The organism is Clostridium sp. FP1, from assembly GCF_011065975.2.
GTDB classification, from domain to species: Bacteria; Bacillota; Clostridia; order Clostridiales; family Clostridiaceae; genus Clostridium_AD; species Clostridium_AD tagluense.
In genome coordinates, this window is sequence record NZ_JAAMNJ020000001.1 from 2,085,939 (window position 1) to 2,108,713 (window position 22,775).

Sequence of the window (22,775 nt, forward strand, 5' to 3'; positions counted from 1 at the left end):
GGGGGAGTACTAGTGACTAAATTAAAAGAAATTTTAAGAATAAAAGAAGATGTAATATTTGGAGGAGCAATTCAAGCTGATTGGTATTACGATGATAGGGGAACGATTGCAGCACAAAACTTTGTTTTTCATGGACCTAATTATTTCGGCGTGCTAGAAGACGAGGTAGAATTTACTTCGCATAAGCTAATAGATACATGTAGTTTTGCAGAAAATCTAGCGAAAAAAATAGCTACTGATGAAGGTAATCCAATATCACTTGCAATTGCTGGATATGGAACGGGTAAATCTCATTTAGCCGTGACTTTAGGAAAACTATTTTCTAATCCAGCTACTAATCTATCCAATAAGATATTAAGTAACATTAGAGTGGCTGATAGTAAAATATCAGGTTATATAAAAGAATCTTTGAATAAGCCTAATTTCTGCATTATGCTTAATGGAATGAAGGATTTCAATTTAAATTATGAAATTATAAAAAATGTAAAGAAAACCCTAAAGGACAATGGTTATGATGATGAGTTTTTAGCTGAATTTACTAAGGCATATAATATTGCAAGTACTTTTGTTGAGCGTAACTTTGATAGGTTTAAAGATGAATTTAGCAATCTAGCAAAGAAGAATAATATAGAATCAAATGACTTGAAAAAACACTTATTGGATAATATCTACAAAGATGAAATATTTAATCTTATTAATGAGCTATATAAAGAAATAACTGGTGATTATATTCGTTGGGACGAAGGAGTTACTGCAGCAGAGGTACTTAAAAAGCTTAGTGAAAAACTTTGTGGTGATAATCTACCATTTAATAAGATAATAATATTCTTTGATGAATTTGGAAGATATCTAGAATATGTGTCAGCTTATCCATCGAGAGCGGGTGATGCGGCACTCCAACAAATATATGATATAGTCACAGCTAGTGAAAATACTATCCTACTAGCTGTATTTATTCAATCAGATTTAAAAACATATTTGGCAAGAGTAAGTAAGTCATCTAATGTTAGTAGATTTATTGGTAGATATGAAAGTGGTGAAAAACTATACCTTTCAAGCAATATTGAAACTATTTTTGCGAATATAATAGAAAAATATAATTCTTCTGCATTTGATCATTTTGTTAAGGGATACATTAATAATGGAGAAAGAAGTTTAAAATATGATGTGCTTTTTAACAATCTAATCAAGTGGACAGAAAACAATAAAAGAAAAGGATTATGGAGTGACAAGGATAAGTTTAAAAAGGTTATAGTAGAGGGGATCTATCCTTTTCATCCCCTTACCACATATCTTTTAACCGCATTATCTGGTTGGTATCAACAACGGTCTGCTTTACAATTTTTAATAGGTAGTTTTAAATATATAGAAAATAAAGAGGTTAATGAACTTGGAGATTTACCACAGGTATATGCAATTGATTTACTTAAAGGAGATTTTTTTAAGGAGTTATTATTAGCAGAAGAAGAAGGTAGACAAAAGAGTGAATATTGTAGTATTTACGATAAGGTTATCGCAAAGCATGATGAGAAGACTAACACATATGACAAGGATATTCTAACAGCAGTGCTAGCATTAAAACTAACAAAATTCAGGGCTAGTAGCAAGGGAAATTTACTTTTCTTGTTGGAAAGTCTAACTGGGCATAATGAAAAAATAATACTTTCTTCAATAGAAGAATTAGAAAATAACGTAGGTGTGCTTGGGTATGACGAGAAAAATTATACTTATGATTTCGTTGAAGATGCAACGGGAATAAATGATTTCAATAGATTTATACGAAAGAAAAAGCAAGAATTAACAATACCATTTAATGTAATGATTAATGAGAGCGTTTTGGAAAAAGTGGGAATATCTCAAAGTATTAAACCTGACTTTGGATCAAAAAATAACATAAAAACAAGTGAATGGCAGTTTGAACAACAGTTAATTCCTATAGACAATATCAATCTTATTTATATTGAAAGTTTCATAAAAGAATTAAACCAGAAAACATCGGTGGATAAAGCTAAAGGGAGAATTGTATATATTTACTTTAATAATGAGTATAGTGATGCACACATTGATAAATTACTTAAACTTTATATAAAATATAAGCTTAAGCAATACCCAATAATATTTGTATTCTTGGATGATACTGAGCGTGAATTTGAAGAGGCAATTATTGCAAACACATTAATAAATAAGTTTACTCAGGAAGACAAAATTAAGTTTTCAAAATTTATAGTTAAATACACTAATAACAATGAGGATAAATTAAAAGAGGTATTTAGAGATTTAATTAAAGATAAGCAAGTTGTAGAAGGTAATAAGTTAGAAAAAGTAGAAAAAAGAATTTCTATATATTGTAACGATATTCTTGATAACTTGTATCCATATATAATTCCTTTTTCATTCGATGGATTTGATGCAAAAACTGTAACCAATGCAAAAAAATATTACCTTAATATTTGTAGTTGGCTACTTTCAGGATCTGGAGTTAATGAACAGGGATATCATTTATTAGCGAAGGAAGTAAAAAACAGAGCTGAGACTGTATTAAGAAGTGGGGTTACCGGTTGGGGCGTGCTTGATAGTAAATTTAACTTTAATTACCCAGTAAATCATAAAGTTAAAAGGTTATTTGATGAATTGAATGATGAATTTACAAGTACAACGGAAATATCAATCGGTAAATATTATAATAAATACATTAAATCTCCATATGGATTGAATGATTATTCATTTACACTATTGATATTATCTTATTTACTTTATCAGGGTAATACTGCTAAAATAGTCAATGGCGCTAGAAAGCTAAAATTGCAAGAATGGGCAGTAAGCATATTTACAGATAAAGCAATTAATCTGACTCCATTAAAAGAATCAACCATTGTTAAGGTAGAAATAGAAGGTTATTTCTTAAAATATGTTGATATATGTGAGAGAATAGAAAAAAACAATGATATAAGTGTGTTTAAAGATTTGTATACTGAATTAGAAAAATTATTAATGGAGAATGATCCCCCAGAAGATTTAGTTAGCAGAATAGACGGTATAAAAATTCGTGCTGAACAAGGGAAAAGGACCTATGAAAAAAAAGAAAGGGACATTGCACAAATAAAAGGAAATTTAGAAAGAGCAATAGAAGATCAAGAGTATAAGTTATTGATAGCTACTATAAAAAATTGTAATAATATGCTTTTAGAAAATGATGAGATAAATAGTTTTAGAATTACTGAAAATCAAGAAATAGAAATAACTAAGATATTAGATAAGGCACATAATCTGATTGAAAAAAATTATCTGCAATTTCTCAAAAAGACTAGTTGCCAAAATATAACTCAGCTTACTGGTTTTGAAAAGTGGATGAAATTATTAAGGGATGATTTAAGGTCTCTTCACTATGAGACTTTTGCTAATGCAACACAAAACAGACTCATGGAAGTTATTGACAATATGGACACATTAAAAGAGATGCAAATGGTTGTTGAAACCACAAATAAGTTCTTAAATATTAATAAACCTAATCAATATACTGGACAGGAGGAACTTATTTCTTGGAATGATGAATTAATTAGATTAATTGATTACATTAACAGTAGCTCATTAGTGGAACAATTTAGAAAAAAAGAGTTGTGTAGAAAGCTTCAAGAAAGAGCTATAGAGATTAAAAAATGTACCGATGGCATAAATGAATCAATGAGTGAGATATTTGATGCTGCATTTGAATTAAATACAGTTATCGATTGTTCAGAGTTAATTAACAGTATAGAACTTGTTTTGTCAAAGAAACTAAGAGAAAAGGATAAAATTGACATACTTGAAATAGGAAATATTTTGCAAAATTTCATGAGGGAAAATAAAGAGCTTGAATCTGATATTAACCTCAAAATAAGAAGAGAAAAGTTTGTTATTCTTACTGAAAAATATTCTGATCTTGATATAATAGATTTAACAAATGTTATTGATAATTATATTGATGGTATTGATAAAAAGCTTGAAGAATCAAATAGATTTTGGGTAGAAAAACATTTATCAATTGAAAAGAGTGAAATTGATAAATGGGATAGCTTTAAATGCTCTCAATGGATAAATGAGACAGAAAGGGTTCCTTATTATTTGACGGAAGCAAACATTGAGAGATATAAGGCTATTTATGAACAAGTGATAAATAGAAGAAAACAACTTAAGGTGGAAAGTATTATTGATATTTTTAGTACATTAAAGATTGATGAAAAAAAATCTTGTATTGAAGAATTAACTAAATTGACTATGTAATGAGCAATACAGATGTGAATTTATTCCCGTATTAATTGACCAATTAGCAAGAAGAAACTGTTTCCAGTTTCTTCTATGGGGTCAGATTCCATTCCAGTGATTGGAAGTGGAATGGATAATCTCTGGTTATAACAAAATTTGATTTTATTCCACTTTTTAAAATAAGAACGAATTATATGAGGATAATCTAAAAAATAGAAATAATGAAACACAGAAAAAAATAATTCTGGAGATAGATAAGCTTGAATATATTTTATTGGAAATGAGGTTAATATACATGATTTTAACAAATTCTTTTCCTGTTCTTGCTTTTTCATGGATAATACAATCACCTTGCTCATTTATAAAGAAAATGGACAGATCTGTTTTTATTCATCATGGAACCGGAATTCCTAGAGAAATAAGAGGATTTTTCAATATTGATACCATCAAAGCAAAAGAAAAGAAAGCTCTTGTTTTTAAATATAAAGAGCTGCAATTTAAGGCGTACATAGAATGCGACACTATAAATAGGACAAGACTTATGTGGCACAGCGATTTTGCTACTGTTATAAATAATGAGTTACCAATGTGGATGAAGTATTTTACCAAGTTTAAGGAAAGTCAAGATATTCATCCGGAAATGCATATTATCAAGGAATCGGATACCGTTTATATTATAAAAATTATTGATTATGCTTTTGGCTGGGTAGAGGGACTTCCAATGACAATAAGGGAAAAGAATATTGAAACTTTTAATTTGGATGAGTTTTTTCGAAATAAGAGCGGAAGAAAAATTGATTATATAGAAAAAGCCAAATTCAACTCTAAGATTGGGTTCTTAGGAGAATCATATATACTTGAATACGAAAGAAATAAGTTGATTAAGGCAAATCGAGCAGATTTAGCTGGGCAAGTGGAGCATGTTTCTGATACAAAAGGAGATGGACTTGGTTTTGATATATTATCTTTTAATGAGGATGGCAATCCTAAATTTATTGAAGTAAAAACATCAATTACCCAAAGTGAATCCTTTTATGTAACAAAGAATGAATTAGAGTTTTCTAAAGACTATTCAGGGTATTTTTATTTATATAGATTAACGGAGTTTGATTGGCTGAATAATATTGGGAACCTTTCCATGTCACATGGAAATTTATATAAATTATTAGATTTAAAACCAATTTTATATCAGGGGAAGTTTTAAGAAGAAACTAGCTACTATATTAGTTGAACAATATAAAATGGCAATCGAAAGTAACTTAAATAAATTTAAATTGTTAGAACGAATATATGGTTTTTAAATTGATTAATAGGTAAGGAGAAGTGAAAACATGAGTACTGATAAAAGATTAAACAATCAAAAGATTATGGAAGATTTCAAAGAAGTATTTTCTCAAGATAATAAATATAAAATGAATAATGACAATATAAAGGTATTGATTAAAAATATAATCGAGATTTTTGAAGAAAGATGCACTAAAAATTTTTACCCCAAATGGCGTGGTAATGAGGGCGATACAAAAGTATTTGTTCTTAAATTAGACGAACGACTTTTAAGTAAATATGGAAAAAAAAGAGAAAATATTATTACTGTTAGATTAAGGACACAACAACTGGATATAGAAGTTTTTAGTGGTTTATATAGTAATGGTAAGGAATTCCCTTATGATTCAAATGCTAAAGATAGCGATCTTCTGAAATTATATAAAGATATTAATGATTTGTTTGTTTCGCAAATTGTTAGTTAAGGGAATATCAGCATACTGTAGCAGCATATCAAACTCAAGTAGCAAGAAGAGATTGGAAGTTGAATGGATAATATTAGGCCATAACAATTAAATGTTGCTCCTAGGGAAAAGTAGATTTAAGGTTTTATAATGTACCCAATAAATCCTTTCATCCTAAGTCGTATATATTTGAATATGAAGAGGATGGAGATATTTTTATAGGATCTTCTAATATATCGAGTTCTGCATTAACTACCGGAATTGAGTGGAATTATAGATTAAATAAGGATAAAAACTTAGAGGGTTTTGCACATTTTAAAAATATCTTCGAAGATCTATTTTTAAATCATTCTATAATTATTGATGATGATAATGAGATGAAACGATATTCATCAATATGGAAAAGAGCTGTAGTCTTCTGCAGCAGCAGAAAACATGCGGAATATATGAGTAAATATTTCAATGAAAATGGGATTAAAGCTTGCACTGTAGTAAGTGGTGCACAAACTGAGTTTTCTATGCAGCGACGGGAAGCAGTAGATAAACTTAAAAAAGGAGAATTAAACATTATATTTTCTGTAGACATGTTTAATGAAGGATTAGATATTCCTGAAATTGATATGATATTATTCTTAAGACCAACAGAATCTCCAAAAAGAATGTTCGGTACTACATTTTATCTAAAGTGTTAATTATAAACGAAACTAATATAGTTTCTGTTGCTATTTTATATAGATAGTAATGTTTAGTGTTACAAAAATTATTAATAAATTTCTAGAAGAAGGTATATTTCAATAAATGAAATAGGATATACTAAAATAATTAAATAAAAACAAAACGTGTGTTGTGCTGAATAAAATATTTGTATTGTTATAAAATTATTATAAATGATATTAGTTCATACAATAACTAAAACTAAATATTAAGTTGAAAATTCAATATATCGATTATAGATTGAATTCATAATGCTTGGGAAATGTGAAGTTCATAATTGAACTAACCACATTAACTTTTAAACAAGTAAAAATATAAATGAATAGTTGACTGTGTAGATATTGAAATTAAAAATTATAAATCTTTCAAGCTATTATTTTGAATGTAAGTTTGTGTAAGATTAAAAAAATGAAACTTTATCAACTACTTATAGCTTTAAAATCGTCAGCTATGTAATGGATAAAGTTTATGAGTTAAAATGGAATTTGTTGGGTGCCACCTAAGGTCTATAGGAGAAAGTATAAGTTTTACATGTGCAGTATTTTCATTTTCTTATTAGATAAGATTATTCACATAGTTTGCTAAGGCAGTGGTGACAATAACATATATCTACTTAAGTAGTTTATTTCTTAATTTGTCTTTTTTGTAATTATTAATCAAGCATTTAAGTTCAATCACCGGTATAATTTTTTGAGGCCCATACTTTAGTACCCATTCCTGATTTTCTTTTGTTAATCCTAATATTATCCCATCCTTCAACATCTTTTTCTCATTAATATTTAGATCAACATACCAGCAAATAACATAATCGAACGTTTCATATGGATGGTCATGCTTAAATAGATTACTCAATTTATATTCAATTTCAACCAAAACTTTTCTTTTATTGTAATCGAAGCAAATCATGTCTGTAGTAGAATTTTGTGAATAATTTCCAATTTTATCAATATGTTTTATATAGTGTTTTATGTTTGGATTTGAAATAATTGAAGAAAATAGTAATGCAACCTGTGATTCATTATCTGGTTTTTTAGAAATTGGGATTTCATCTACTAATAAATCCTCTATTTTATCAAAACTATCTAATCTAATTTCAAGCTGCTTTCGCTTTTCTTTTACCATATATTCAATTTCTTCGGACTTCCTTAAACTAAAATAACTTTCATCTACTAAAGGAATAATATCCTCACTAATGATTTTTTTTGCCTCATCAAATACCCATTTAACCCTTGGATCATCCTGGTTTGATAAATTATTTCTATCTGAAGTCAATTCAAAAACTTGAGAATTTATTAGTAAATGATAATGATTAGAGTCTAAATCCATCCCCATATTGTTTTTCTTAGAAAATGGTATAAAATCTTTTGCAAGATAAACTCCAAATCGAGATTTTAAACTTTCACCTTGCTTTAATTTCACAATTTCTCTTCTGCAATTTGTGCCTGAAATTGTACCATACATTTGGAATGAAACATATTCTCCATCAATATTTGTTGCTCTATGATAAGGCCCGAAATGCCTACAATAATTTATAGACCTTTTATAAATAGGTTCACATGGATCAATTTTTGGTTTCTCCACAGGTGGGTGAAATTGATGAGTGCCCGCAATTTCATCTTTTATATCATTTATTCGATCTTCAATAAAAATTCTAGGAGCTATCTGCATACTATTAATATATTTATGTAGTTCAGTATAATTAGCAAAATATGTTTTAAAGCTTCCTGCGGCAGTAAACCATAATACATAATCTTTAATTGTTTCAAAGTTGAAATATTTTTCAGGATTATCGATCATGTATCCTTCAATGGTTATACATGACCCCCCTTTACCAGTTTGGGGTATAATTGCTTCTATTTCATATTCTGGCAATGAGTTATCGCACAAAATATTCCATGGACGCTCCATTGTAGCGCTGAAGGCTTCATTATTTCTTGTTTGTGTTTTAAGTATTATTTTATCACTTTTAAAATATATTTTAGTTCCCAATCCTTTTTCACCAATCCCTAATTTATTTTTATTTGAATCTCCTAGATTAAAAAATCTGTGAATTTCCTCTTTACATAATCCTTTACCATCGTCCTGAATTTCAATTATGAATTTTCCTATATTGTTTCTGTATACAATTATTGAAATGGCTTTAGCATCTGCATCATGAGAATTACTAATTGCTTCCCTAAGAAGTTCCATAGGATTGACCATATTTTGAGCTATTTCTTTAAACATGGAGATGTCTTTTACTTCCGGTTTGAACTTTTCCAAAATTTTCACCTACCCTCATAGTAATAATATTTACTAAAAAAAATAAAATATGCTAGACTGGCATATTTTATTGGGAATTTTCACTTAAAATTAATATATATAGTATTTTAAACTTTAAGGGATGGTAGTTATGTTAGTAAAAAATATTACTGGCAAGAAAATAAGAGCAGTTAGACGCCAAAAAAAGATAACTCAAATTCAATTAGCAGCACGTTTGAATACACTTGGTATTGATTTCGATCAAACGGCTATATCAAAAATAGAAAATCAAACAAAAGTTCTCCTAGATTTTGAGGTAAAAGCTGTCGCTCAAGCTTTAGGAATACCAATTGAAAAGCTTTTTGATCAAATTATATAGGGGACAAAACTTTAGGGAACATTCATAGATTTCATCTAACTAAATCTATGGATGTTCCCATATAGAGTTTCAATATAATTTTTAAAATATGTGAATGTGAATTACATAACAAATTCATTCTTTCTTAAAATCATCCTTTTCTAATGAAAAGATACACTCACCTATAATCTTTATTTATGGTTTCTCCAACTCCACATCCAAGATAATACAATCCCCTAATTTGTTTTCTTACCATTTAGCACTAAAAAACAATATAATAATAGAGCCAGGTTAGGTAGTTGTTTTTTTTATTCCTTTTTTAAATTTACAATACAATTTAGCCTTAAATATCAACCAAGGAAGTATCAATATATGTATTACTTAGTACCAGGCATTGGAAGTGCCATCAATTTTATAAATGATGACATTCGTTATTATTATAGACAGTATACACATATGGTTAATTTAAGTATATGTGTTTAAAGGTAAAAATGAATTATTATATTTTATGAGACCTGTAGAAGCTCTAAAATCTTAATTATGATTAGAGCATATATTTTTTGCTTGTTTTTATTACCTCTGGAACTTATATAATTTAAAGGGAATTAAGCTTATTTATAGAATAATGGTATTAGAGTGAATGTTATGAAAAAACATTATGTCTATAATCTGAACTTGGGAAAATTTGCATTTAACTGATGAGTGTGGGAAATATCGTGGTTAGATGAAAAATAATGTTTTATAAAGATCTTTGTCTGTTCTAAGAATAGCGATGATATCTCATACTAGTAATATATGATAAATCAATAAAATGTTTGAGAGTAAATAATCCATAAGCCTTAATTACATAATTTTTAATAATTTCAAGTAGAGGTGAAGTCTTTGAAAACAACCCTAAAAACTATGATGGTACTCATGCTATTAATCCTTTCAATAATTTTAACAGCCTGTAACAAACAAACAGCCTGTAACAAACAAAATTCCAACATTAACGAGTTCATTCAAGATAGTGAGATTAAAAGAATAGTGTCTGAATCCTTATTGAAGTTTGCGGCCCCTTCTAAAGACTCTATTAAAGCTGTTTTTGAATCCCATGAAATAGTGGGTAAAGAGGTTAAAAAGGATATTTTAAGTGTTTATGTAATTGGATATGTTATGGGAGTCTACAATGATAATCAAAGCTTTGGAGGAGAGTTTCATTCTCGTATACAAATACAAAAGGTTGAAACTGGCTATAAGGTCGTCGGCTATAAAGAGTCCTTGTCAAGTATGGATGTATATGATTTTATGCCTAAGAAATATGCAAAGGCTATTATTAACTATGATACTTCAAATCTATATCAAACAGTGAAGAGGCAGACTGAGGATTGGCTGAAAAATAACAAAGCCAGCTGATAACTTTAAAAAATAAAGACAAGTATAGAAGTACATAGATTGCTTCGTACTCTTCTAAAAGTTCGTCATAAGCAATTGTAAAAATTACTAAAGAATTTAGATGAATTGCGCAGGGTGTGTCTATACCCATTAGGCTAATAATGGCTGTGCGACAAGAAGCGGCTTCTTCTTGAAATGTTAGTACAGACTGTAGTCTGGTGTCCCAGTAGTAGGGATATTTCCATCCAAAACTGCGTTGGAGGTAATTCCGAGGTGGGTTGCATGAGGAAAAGCCTAAATGGTTGCCTAGTATCCACGGCAAGCATGGGCAAGGGAAAGGTTGGTATGGTTTACGATTAAGCATCGTCATTAGCAGCAATGGTTGGGATATGTTCGCCATTGTATTACAGATTAGGAAATGTAGATGCTCATGTACATATGTTACTACCTATATATGAATAAACCTAACCCATCCGTTTCTAACAGAAGCTGAACTTGGTAAGTCCTATGGAGTCCAATTTATTGTTGGTAGGTCGACCGTAAGGAAGATACAATGTCCAGAGGATAAAGGAACGTTGGAAAAAGCAAATGTCGCTATGGTGCAAACCAACAGGAATAAGAAATAACTGGGCGAATAATGGTAGTATACAAACCCGAAAGGGTGCTGACTTCCAACTGGTAATCAACACAGAATAAAACGAAAAGCAAGATTTCAAAAGTGAGGTAACAGATGCGAAAAACTTCAATTTATAGGAAGTCCACATTATCTCCCGATGCCCAATGGAAACTAATTGATTGGTTTCACATTAATAAGTATGTAGAAAGATTGCAACAGCGGATATACTGCGCCGAATGTCTTGGTAACAAACGTAAAGTAAGAAGTCTGCAAAGAATCTTAGTAAGAAGTAAGGCTATGATGTTGATATCTATAAAAAGGGTTACTCAAATTAACAAAGGGAAAAAGACTGCTGGTGTGGACGGAGAAATAGCGATAGCTAACAAGGAACGATTAAAGCTATTCAATGATTTGTCAGAAGGAGATATAGGAAAACATAAGGCTAAACCGTCACATAGAACTTATATTAAAAAGAAGAATGGGAAGTTAAGACCACTAAGTATTCTGACTATACGAGATAGAATATATCAAAATATTATCAAAGGAGCACTTGAACCACAATGGGAGGCAAGGTTTGAACCAATATCATATGGATTTAGACCCAAAAGAGGATGCTATGACGCTATTACAAGGATTTTTCTGTCTTGCCATAGTGGCAGTAGAAAAAGATGGATTTTTGAAGGGGATTTTAAAGGTTGTTTTTACAATTTAAACCATGATTATATTATGGAACAGATAAAAGGATTTCCATATAGTAACAGGATAGGCAAATGGCTAAAAGCAGGATATGTTGATAATGGTGTATTCAATGAAACAGAATTCGGTTCTGGACAAGGAAGCATTGTATCACCGTTGCTTGCTAATATTGCATTAATGGGTATGGAGGATATACTTGGAATAAAGTACAAGCCAGTAAAAAACAATGGCAAAATTGTAAGTTATACAAACGTAGCCAAATATACACTAGTGTTTTATGCAGATGATTTTGTGGTAATGTGCAATACACAAAAAGATGCAGAGGACGTCTATGAATTATTAAAAGCATATTTAGATAAAAGGGGTCTGGAGTTATCTAAAGAAAAAACAAGAGTGGTAACGATAGATGAAGGTTTTAATTTTCTGGTCCTTAATGTTAGAATGTATCAAACGTGTCAAGGTGAAAAACTGTTGATAAAACCATCAAAGGAGTCTATCAAGAAAAGTAAAGAAACTATTTCAACTGAAATACAAAAGTTGAAGGGTAAAAATGTTGGTGCCGTAATAAACAAACTTAATCCAATAATTAAGGGCATAGGTAATTACTGGTCGGCGTGGGTCGCAAAGCATACATATTCATATATGGACCACCATATATGGTGGTGTACATTTAGGTTTTTAAAATATTTGCATCCAAAGAAGAGTAAGACTTGGATAATAAATAGATACTACAAACCAGATATAGCGGGACAAAGCAAAAACAAATGGATACTGACTGACCCTAAAAAGAATAAGCAACTCACAAAAATGTCATGGATACCAATAGTCAGGCATAGGCTCATTAAATTTATAGCAACTCCATATGATAGTAGCCTTAAAGGATATTTCAATAGTAGGAATGAAAAGGAATTTAACAGAAACTGTGTTAAAAGCAAACAGAAAATGGCTAAAATACAGAATTATAAATGCCCTATATGCAACAAGAGTATTACAGATTTTACAGAAAAGTTGGAAGTACAAGAAAAGGTACCGGTGATACACGGCGGAACAAGAAAATATAACAATTTACAATTGGTACATAGATATTGTAACAAACAATATTATAAAATATTTCCGTTAAAAGGTGAACTTCCAACAAAACAGCAAAAACAAAAAGGCTACAAAGTCATAAGACAACTAAGGCTTGCAGAATTATTATAAAGACAATAGGATAAATGAGAGCTTGAGCTGTATGTCGCGAAAGTGACACGTACAGTTCTTAGGCGAGAAGGAGGGAGTAATTCCTCTGACTTAGCCGACAGTTGCTGTAGTTAGAAAAAGGTAGATAAATATTGAATAAAATTTAGGATAATGAATGGTGAACCGTACCATAAGTAAATGAGGTTTTCAGCTTTAACCATTTATTTTCCCACACTTTTCCCACATAAGTTTCAGAAAGGTTTAGAATGTATTGGGTAAATATATGGAGGGGCTAGTCATAACGATGACTTCTGGATTGCTGTGTTTGAAATTGCTAAAAGATTGAATTTATCTATGAATATTCAAGAACTAAAAGCCATTTATGTAAATGGGTCATAACTTAGACAAAAAGCATCGGTTAGATATCGGTGTTTTTTTGTTGTTTCTTAATATTAAAGAAAAGTTAAGATGGATTGTTTAGTAAATAACGAGTTATTTTGGTTTATTATACAAATTTAGAAGGAATATGATAGAATGATGTAGAAATTATAAATGAGAGGTTTTACATCCATTAATTAACACCATAAGCAAATTAATTACTTTATATGCCTTCTAATTTAGATTGTACTTATTATAGATAATGCCTAAACTGTTGATTTTACTTAGTATGTAAATAAATGTTAGCATTTTTGCTCGTTTATAGGTAGAAAGATTGTTAGTAGAATGTTTTAGAAGTATTTATGAGTATTATGTCTATAATTGGAAGTCGAAAAAATGATCAATTACTTTATGTAATATAGTAGTAAGCTAAAAAATCATGTTTTATAAAGAGCTATTTTCGCTAAAGAATAACGGATATATATACGTCGAACTTGCTAAAAAGCACGTCTTAATTAATTGAATTTAAAAGTACGAACAATGTTCTTTGAAAATTTAATAATACGGTATCAAATTATAAAAAATTCTATGATAACTTATGTGAATAAAATGAATAACATTATAATTATACATATAATGATACGACTGAGAATGCTATATCTGTTGTTGAATAGTAAGTAAAAGAATATCATAGGGATGGGTGTTAGCAATGAAAATCTATATTGATGGTGTATCCGTTGAGTTAAGAAATAAAATTCCAGTTGAATGGAGACATAAGGATAATGCAACAGTGTTTATTTATGCATATAAAGTATTTGGAATTAAAAAGAAAGATTTAAACAATTTAATTAAGGAACTTTTACTTGGAGATACAGTAGTTTTACTGTTTCATGGTACTTTTATATACTCAAACCCAAATAAGATATATAAGATAGAAAATAGTGATTTTAAATTTGAAAATCCAGAAGATATTAATGCAAAGGAGGATACTTACTTATTTTTAATTACTCCTAATGAAGATACGAGTTTAGTATATTCAAAGTTAGGTTTGTTAAATGCCATTTTAGGGAAAAATATTACTTGTGAATATATATTTGATAATTGTATGTTTATTGGTGAAGATAGCCAGGGAGGAGTAGTTACTACTTATTCATTTTTCAATAATAATAGTTTACCTGTTCCTGATATATCTGATTCTAAATTTAATTCAATAGCAAGAGCATTTAGCAATATTTCAAGTAAAAGTGGTAAACAAGAAAGAAAAATAATCTTCTCATTAAGTTGGTTTTTCGAAGCTATAAATAGTGAGGAAGATAATAAAAATATATTTATAAAAAATTGGATTGCCATAGAGACATTAACTATGGATAATACACGACGTGAGCCTATAGGCAAACTATTAGGTGATATTTATTCTATGAATTCAAGCGATGCATTAAGCTATTTTAATATTCAAAAAGTATATAAGATAAGATGCAAAATAGTGCATGAGGGCAAGCTTATTAATCTAGATTCAGCCATTTTGTTATATCTACAAGACTTATATGTTGATTTGTTATTTCATATAATTGGCATTCAGTCTGAATTTAAAGCAAAGAAACATATAGTAAATGGATTAGATGTATTATTATACTTAAAATAATAACACAGTTTACTATAATTAATACCATGTCGCTCATAAATTAAAATACCGTAGTATTCGAAATTGGATTTTACGGTATTTTTACGTCGTATTTCAAATATAGTTTGTCATAACCAACTGTAAGAGTTATTAGATTGTTTGTACAGGTTGTGTCTAAAATGTGAAGGTGAATTTGTTAAAAGGAAAGGAGTAAATAAATTATGTGGATTGATAATGCATCAAAAATTGATATGTTAGCATATTATCCTTATTCAGAACTTTTGATGGATATAATTCGTGATGAACGAATGCAACCATTAACAGTAGGCTTATTTGGGAGCTGGGGCATTGGTAAATCAACATTGCTTCAAATACTAGAAAATAATATAAAAGTTGATTCAGATGATAAAGGGCTATTTTGTGTAAATCTAAATGCATGGATTTTTGAAAGCTACGATGATGCAAAAACATCAATAATGGAAAGCTTACTTAAGGAACTTCAGGAAAATAAGAATTTTGTAAAGAAAGCTGGAACGGAAATAATTAATTTATTAAAGAGAATTGATTATATGAAACTTGCTGCCAGTGCTGTTAAAACAGGAATTCCATTAGCAATAAGTTTAGCAACTGCAAATCCAGCGCCAATAATGCTTAGTTTATCTAAAACAGCTTGGGATTCCATTATTAAAAAACCGAAGGAGTCTATAGGTAAGATTTTTGACGAGGCATCTTCGTTTAAAAGTACTTATGTAAAAGATGCAGAATCGAATAGTATAGTAGATAATGTAAGATTATTTCGAAATGAATTTGCAAAAATGATTGAAAAAATAGAAGTTAAGAATCTTGTTATTCTAATAGATGATTTAGATCGCTGCAATCCGGATAGAATAATTGAGATTTTAGAAGCAATAAAATTGTTTCTTTCAGTTGAAAAAACTACATTTATTATTGCTGTTGATGAAAGAGTAGTAAAGTATGCGATCAAAGAAAAATATCCATTGCAATCAGATGACTCTACAGATATCTCAAAAGATTATATTGAAAAAATAATTCAATTGCCAATACGGTTGCCTGAACTATCTTCAATTGATGTAGAAAATTATTTAATGCTATTAGTTTATGAAATGTACTTGGGGGACAAATTCCAAAATATTGTTAATAAGCTATACGAAGATGGTGTTTTATTTAATCAGCAACGTATTACATCAGAGAAGATTGAGGATTATTGTAAAGATATTAATTATATATCAGATGAACTAATTCAGCTTAGGAATACAATAGTAAATATTAAAAATGTAGTGGCGGATTCATTAAAAGGAAATCCTAGACAAGCAAAAAGATTTTTGAATATGTTTTTAGTTCGCAAGAAGCTTGCGTTCATATATTTTAAAGGGACAAATGCTATAAAAGACGAAGTACTAGCAAAGTTAATGTCTTTAGAATACATAAATAAAGATAAATTTCAAGAGTTATATAATTGGTATCAGGAGTCCACGGTTGGTATAGAAAAACTAGAAAAGTTGTATGGCATTGTATCAGCAGACAAAATACCAGAGAATGAATTCTCTTCATGGAATGATGAACAACTTAAAAGGTGGGTAATGTCAGAACCAAAAGATATTTATAATATGGATTTATCCAAGTACTTTTACATAAGTAGGGATGTATTGAAAGAAAAAACATATAGTTTAGATATGCTAACTGCAGAAGATAAAGAAACTATAGAACATTTAATAAAAAATAGAGAAGATGCAGCTATACAGAAGGGAATTATTTCTAAGATGATATTACTTGAAAGAGATCGGAAAAATAATTTGGTTAAAGCCATTTATGAGCTATTCAAGAAAAATACATTGGGATTAGTTACTCTGGCTATACTATTTGATCTCGATAGCTCAATTAGATATGACATAGCTAAAACAGTTATACGAGCTGATACTAAGACGATAAATGCTGCAGAAGTGGGGTTCTTACAATCAATGTATAGAAAAGATGTAGATAGTATGAAGCCATGTATTGTAGAATTAAAAAGTAAAGGGAAGATTAATGATGCAAAATATAATAAAATTATAGAATAGGCGGTGAAATAATATGGGAACATCAAAAGGATATCAACCACCAACTACTCCAGAGTGGAGTAGAGCAAAAGGATCTTTGACAAGATATCTCAATAGTAATGGTGACAGTGGAAATAGAAGGAAGGCTGTTCTTGATTATGCTGCGGCGCATATGCAAACTTCTTCTTTTCAAGGAATGGCATCTGCTGGAGCAAAAATTGCTCAATTATATCATTTAATTGCTAGCATAGGAGCAGAAAAAGCATTTGAAGAACTTGGATTAGACCACTTAATTGGTAAAAGCTCAGATGAGGTTTTTAACGGCATTATTGATTATTTCAGTGATGGTAGCGGTGAAATAGAAGATGGAATTGTGAAAAGTACTATATCACAATTGTTAATTGATTTGAAGATAGATGATTTAAAAGACTTACAAAATTATTCTTTTGATTATTTCTTTATGAAATTTGTAATTACATATATCGAAGTAGATTTTAAGACTATGTACTACGAAAAGATAATGTCAGATAGAACTCCAGATCAAGCGAAAGCTCTTATTGATAATATTAATTCTTTTATTGCATATTCAATAAGTGATCAGTATGAAACTAAGGAACTAGCTAATATTAATTGGAGATCTGTGGAAGGACAAGCTATTATAGAGAGCAAATGTAAAGAGTGTTATGAATTACTAATGGCAACAGAGGAGGAGTAATATTGAGAATATGGATAAATAAACAGGAAACCGAGGAAATACCAGTTGCTTATAATAATTCTCTTGTATTCAATATGTTACAGGAGAATAATCTTTCAAATCTGAAAAGCGATATTGAAAAGCTTTGGAGAAGTTGTGGAAATACAGAATTATCAAGCATTAATGAAGATTTATTAGTTTTATCGATAGCGGTTTTTGCAGCAGATAAGAGAGTGAATCGTTCTAAAAGTATTGATGCATGGACAAGAGATATAGAACTGAATGTACCTGTATTAGAATATGAGAAGTGGTATGCAACTAAAGAGCGTCTTAACTCATTACTCGGTTTTTTAAGTGGAGATAGATGGAATGTACAATTTAGAAAAACACATTTGCATTATAGGAACAATTCAAGCAGAAAAAAGTATAACCAAGTTGACAAACACAACATTGAAATGGTTTCGTTATTTTCAGGTGGATTGGATTCTTTCTCCGGAGCGATAAAGTTACTTGAAGAAGGAAAAAAGGTATGCTTTGTTGGATTTAGAGAATATGGTCACTTGGAGATAAGGCAAAATAAAATATTTAGTATATTAGAAAACAACTACCCTAATGTTCAAAAAGATTTGATTGTGTTTAACAGTAACCCGTATTGTCCATTAGACATTTATGGAAATAAGTTACTAAACAATGGAGAAAACACAAGTAGAAGTAGATCTTTTATGTTTTTAGCTGGGGCATTGGCTGTAGCTTCTCAAATTGGAAGCACGATTCCAATAATGATACCGGAAAATGGTTTCATTGGAATTAATGTACCTCTTACTGATAGTAGGCGAGGTAGCTGTAGTACAAGAACAACACATCCTTATTTTATTAAGAAATTAAATGAACTATTGATTGAACTAGATATTAAGAATCCGATTGAGAATATGTATGCATATAGAACGAAAGGAGAAATTGTTGAAGAGTTGGAAAGTGTAACAGCATTTAAAGAAGGATATGATTTAACAATATCATGCTCACACCCTTGCCAAGCAAGGATGAACCAAAAAACTATACCTATGAATTGTGGATATTGTTACCCATGTATTATAAGAAAGGCTTCACTGAATCAAATTAATATTAAAGATGAAAACTATGATTATAATAACGTATTAAGTATGGAGTTTGTTAAAAAGCAGGGAGTATTTAAGGCTAAGAAATATAACCCAGATGACTTGAAAGCGATTTTATCGAGCATATATAGATTTAAGCATTTGAGTGAAAAAGCAGTAAAGGTATTAATTATGCAGACAGGAAAAATAAGTATTGATGAAGTTAATATGGCATATAGAGTCTATTCAAAAACTATGTTGGAGATTGAAAAATTAGTAGTTAAATCGGTTAGTAAATATGGTGGCGAGATAGCTAATTATGCTGGGATAGGCGAACATGAATAGCTTGATTGATACTCATGTTCATCTTTCAGATTTTAAGCAAACTGAAGAAATAATAAAAAAATTAGTTGATATTAGACAATATGCTTTGTGTGTAAGTAATTCACCGGAAGAGTATGTAAGCTTAGTAAAACGCAAATATCAAAACAGGTATGTAAAATTAGCCATTGGGTTTCATCCACAGTACAGTACAATAATGAAATTTAATAGTTTTTTGTTTATGAAAAATATATCCACAACTAAATATATAGGAGAGGTTGGATTGGATTTTTCTAAGAAATACATAGGGAAAAAGATAGAACAAAAAAAAATATTTGAATTTATATGCGATGTCGCATCTAGAAACAATAAACTATTAAATATTCATTGTGTACAGGCAGAAGAAGATTTGTTTGACATATTGGATAAAACAAATGTTACACATGCTATTATACATTGGTATAGCGGTAAAATTGAAGATGTATTTAATTTTATAAACCAAGGATATTATTTTAGTATAAATAGTAAAATGATAAAAACTAAAAAATTCAATGAACTTATAAGAATTATACCCCAAAATAAAGTCTTGGTTGAATCTGATGCACCATTTACTATTAAAGCGGAGGAGCAATATTTTAAAGCTATGAATTTAACATATGATGAACTTGAAAAATATGGAATAACACGCAAAATGATATATAATAATTATAGAAACTTGCTTAACGGAGTCAATAATATTTGCGATTAGAAATATAATAAAATTCATGTTTTTGCACAGTAAAAAAGGGCTTCATATAAAACAACTACACATTATCCCTATACCAATTAGGCTAATAATGGGCAGTTGAAAAAATGAATGCTTAATTGATGAGTGCAGTGAAAATGAATAACTTGGATATGGCGAACTAGTATAAAAATGTACATATACAATAAGTAAAACATCTCAATAAATAGTAATTTGTGATGATAAAGTAGAACTAGCAGAGTATGTGTAATTTAAAAGCTGTTCAATAGAAATTTAAGGAGGGATAGAATATTATGTATGATTGCTCGAAAGAATTTAATAAGTTTTATCGTACAGAAGTTGTACTTCCAGAAACGGAGCAGAGTGAACTTCGGGAAAAACGAAAGCTGAATATAAAGAGATTGAGGGATGGCTTATTAGAATATAATGAGGAAAAAGGCAAAGGCTATAAGATCGCAGAGAACAGAATCCAAGGCAGTATGGCTATGCACACCACTGTCCAAAATGACAAAAATGATTATGATATAGATGTTGGTATAGTATTTGAGTCAGATAATCTTAATGGAATGGGACCTCTTGCCACGAGGAATATGGTTGCAGGTGCACTAAAGAGAAAGACAAAACAATTTGCAGAAGATCCAGATGTAAAGACAAGTTGTGTTCGTTTGAAGTATGCATCGACAGGTTACCATGTGGACTTTGCAATTTTCAAGAGATATAAGGAAGATTCAGATGACAAGGACTATATTTATGAACATGCAGGCGCTGAATGGTCAGTTAGACATCTGAAGGCACTGGAAGAGTGGTTCAATGGAGAAATAAAGGATAAGAGTGATAATCTCCGAAAGGTTATACGACTATCTAAAATGTTTTGTAAATCACGAGAAACTTGGAAGAATATGCCAAGTGGTTTGATTCAGACAGTTCTATGTGATGAAAAGCTTACTACAGATTACTCACGTCTAGATGAACTATTTTATCATACTATGCAAGCAATTGTTAATCGAATTAATGACAGTACTGAGGTTGCGGCTCCGGTTGACAATGGGAGAGCATTGGTAACTCGTGATGTTGATCGCCAAAGAATGAATAATTGGAAAAACCGTCTTGAGTCTAGTCTCAAGGAGTTAAACATATTGTTCGAGTCGGACTGCAACTGCACTTATAGTAAGGCGGTAAAAGCATGGAACAAATTCTTTAATCACCCATATTGGACAAACTTGGAGATGGCGGTGGCTAGTGAAAGCTTTAGTATTCATAAATCACAAAAATTTGCTGATACAGAAGAATTTATTGAAGATTTATACCCTGTATATGAGCAATATGATGTAACGATTGACTGCAAAGTATCTGGTAATGGTTTTACATTAATGCCAATTTTAGAATATCTGGATAAATACGCGGCACGTTTTAAAAAGTATATTCCATATAACCTTTCTGTAAAATGCAAGATTGGATATACTAACTGTCCGTCTTATGATAAGGTTCTATGGAAGGTACTAAATGTGGGAGCTGAATCTGAGCGACGCAATGATATCCGTGGTCAAATTCAAGATAGGGGAAAGGAAATAACAGAGAATTCAAAATTCTTTGGACCACATTATATTGAATGTTACCTGATAAAGAATGGAGTATGTGTGGGGATAGGTCATGTAAATATTCCCATTGGAGTAAGTTGAGAGGGGAGACGATTGAAAATGAAAATAACAAAGATGTTTCTTTTGCTTCTAATTTCAGTTACATCTGCAATAGGTGCAATTTACTGTGAACTAAAGTCAATTTCCGTAGGACCTATGCTTGGCAGTTTGATTGCTGGCATATCAATTCCATATCTTATTTTAAGCATTATTGATTTAACTGATAATGAGAATTGGAAATCATCTCAACGAAAGTTGAAAAGGGCTGGTATCCTGCAAAAAGATACTTTTATCAGGATTTCATTTGCATATTTGTTTAGAATAAAAGTTGATGGAAAGTACTTCTTAGTACTGAATACTCGAACAAAGAAATATCAGCCAGTAGGCGGGGCATACAAATTTAACAAAGAAGAGGCAGACTATCTGAGAGATAATATTCCAGTTGAAAATGATGATAGAATTCCAGTAGATATAATCACAAAGCGCGATTATAGATTGTTGGTTAAAAATGAATACTTGAGGAAGTTTGTTAGGAGGTTTAATAAGACGCAGTATCGGGAGAATATATCAGATCTTTGTAGGGAGTTCGCTGAAGAGATATTTTCAACGAATATTTTGGATAGAAGTGGATTTGGTGCGTTATCGTACAAATATTGTGGAAGGCATATGACTAACGTTGAGTATGGTAGTGTGTTTGGTCATTATGAATTGCTTTTGGCGGATATTATTGAAGTTCAATTGTCAGACACACAGGAACAATTATTCAGAAATCTCATGGGGACAGATTGTAAAAAGTATCGTTTTGCAACTTCTGATGAAATCAAATCACTTGGTGTGAGGTTTAATACAAATGAGCTTGCAGACGATATTGCTAATCACACGCCTAAAATTCTGAATGAAAACACGGATAAATTAATGAGGCGAAACAAACACAAAGAGACAATAACAGTTCAGCCATAGAGGTTAATTTAATCATAAACATAAATTCCAATTTGTGTTAGTGAACAAAATGGGCATAATGATTTTACAGTAAAGATTTAAACTTCTAATTTGTAAGCGTCAAAAATTCTCCGTATGTATT

Annotated in this window: 15 protein-coding genes; 14 read left to right on the forward strand and 1 reads right to left on the reverse strand. The window is 30.2% G+C overall.

Features of this window, described 5'->3' with window-relative positions:
• Positions 1 to 12: 12 nt before the first annotated feature.
• The 4 genes from G9F70_RS10090 (at position 13) to G9F70_RS27475 (ending at position 6,661) form a co-directional block, all read left to right on the forward strand.
• Positions 13 to 4,260, forward strand: a complete 4,248-nt coding sequence (locus tag G9F70_RS10090; RefSeq protein ID WP_164947263.1) for a hypothetical protein — start codon at positions 13 to 15, stop codon at positions 4,258 to 4,260.
• Between the two features lie 277 nt (positions 4,261 to 4,537).
• Positions 4,538 to 5,446: a DUF3883 domain-containing protein gene (locus G9F70_RS10095; RefSeq protein WP_164947264.1), complete on the forward strand. Its 909-nt coding sequence runs from the start codon at positions 4,538 to 4,540 to the stop codon at positions 5,444 to 5,446.
• A gap of 127 nt (positions 5,447 to 5,573) precedes the next feature.
• On the forward strand, positions 5,574 to 5,990 hold the full coding sequence (locus G9F70_RS10100; protein WP_164947265.1) for a hypothetical protein: 417 nt from the start codon (positions 5,574 to 5,576) through the stop codon (positions 5,988 to 5,990).
• 356 nt (positions 5,991 to 6,346) lie between these two features.
• On the forward strand, positions 6,347 to 6,661 hold the full coding sequence (locus G9F70_RS27475) for a helicase-related protein (protein WP_411955997.1): 315 nt from the start codon (positions 6,347 to 6,349) through the stop codon (positions 6,659 to 6,661).
• 631 nt (positions 6,662 to 7,292) lie between these two features.
• Here the strand turns inward: G9F70_RS27475 and G9F70_RS10110 are convergent.
• A complete protein-coding gene (locus tag G9F70_RS10110) occupies positions 7,293 to 8,945 on the reverse strand; it encodes an ATP-binding protein (protein ID WP_164947266.1) in 1,653 nt (550 codons plus the stop codon).
• A gap of 130 nt (positions 8,946 to 9,075) precedes the next feature.
• Here G9F70_RS10110 and G9F70_RS10115 point away from each other — a divergent pair, with 130 nt between their 5' ends.
• The 10 genes from G9F70_RS10115 (at position 9,076) to G9F70_RS10160 (ending at position 22,654) form a co-directional block, all read left to right on the forward strand.
• On the forward strand, positions 9,076 to 9,303 hold the full coding sequence (locus G9F70_RS10115) for a helix-turn-helix domain-containing protein (protein WP_224617500.1): 228 nt from the start codon (positions 9,076 to 9,078) through the stop codon (positions 9,301 to 9,303).
• 861 nt (positions 9,304 to 10,164) lie between these two features.
• Positions 10,165 to 10,677, forward strand: a complete 513-nt coding sequence (locus tag G9F70_RS10120; RefSeq protein WP_164947268.1) for a hypothetical protein — start codon at positions 10,165 to 10,167, stop codon at positions 10,675 to 10,677.
• Positions 10,678 to 11,386: 709 nt separating this feature from the next.
• Complete coding sequence (gene ltrA, locus G9F70_RS10125; RefSeq protein ID WP_164947269.1) at positions 11,387 to 13,168, forward strand: group II intron reverse transcriptase/maturase; 1,782 nt, start codon at positions 11,387 to 11,389, stop codon at positions 13,166 to 13,168.
• 1,066 nt (positions 13,169 to 14,234) lie between these two features.
• On the forward strand, positions 14,235 to 15,167 hold the full coding sequence (locus tag G9F70_RS10130; protein ID WP_164947933.1) for a HEPN domain-containing protein: 933 nt from the start codon (positions 14,235 to 14,237) through the stop codon (positions 15,165 to 15,167).
• Positions 15,168 to 15,367: 200 nt separating this feature from the next.
• Complete coding sequence (locus tag G9F70_RS10135; RefSeq protein ID WP_164947934.1) at positions 15,368 to 17,224, forward strand: P-loop NTPase fold protein; 1,857 nt, start codon at positions 15,368 to 15,370, stop codon at positions 17,222 to 17,224.
• Positions 17,225 to 17,237: 13 nt separating this feature from the next.
• On the forward strand, positions 17,238 to 17,918 hold the full coding sequence (locus G9F70_RS10140) for a hypothetical protein (RefSeq protein ID WP_164947935.1): 681 nt from the start codon (positions 17,238 to 17,240) through the stop codon (positions 17,916 to 17,918).
• Positions 17,919 to 17,920: 2 nt separating this feature from the next.
• Positions 17,921 to 19,336 (forward strand): Qat anti-phage system QueC-like protein QatC, encoded by a 1,416-nt coding sequence (gene qatC, locus G9F70_RS10145; RefSeq protein ID WP_164947936.1) that lies wholly within the window; start codon positions 17,921 to 17,923, stop codon positions 19,334 to 19,336.
• Positions 19,329 to 20,060, forward strand: coding sequence for a TatD family hydrolase (locus tag G9F70_RS10150; RefSeq protein WP_164947937.1), 732 nt, complete (start codon positions 19,329 to 19,331; stop codon positions 20,058 to 20,060). The genes qatC and G9F70_RS10150 overlap by 8 nt, the downstream gene beginning before the upstream one ends.
• 290 nt (positions 20,061 to 20,350) lie before the next feature.
• Positions 20,351 to 21,736: a nucleotidyltransferase gene (locus G9F70_RS10155; RefSeq protein WP_164947938.1), complete on the forward strand. Its 1,386-nt coding sequence runs from the start codon at positions 20,351 to 20,353 to the stop codon at positions 21,734 to 21,736.
• An 18-nt stretch (positions 21,737 to 21,754) separates the two neighbouring features.
• Positions 21,755 to 22,654: a hypothetical protein gene (locus tag G9F70_RS10160; RefSeq protein WP_164947939.1), complete on the forward strand. Its 900-nt coding sequence runs from the start codon at positions 21,755 to 21,757 to the stop codon at positions 22,652 to 22,654.
• Positions 22,655 to 22,775 lie beyond the last annotated feature (121 nt).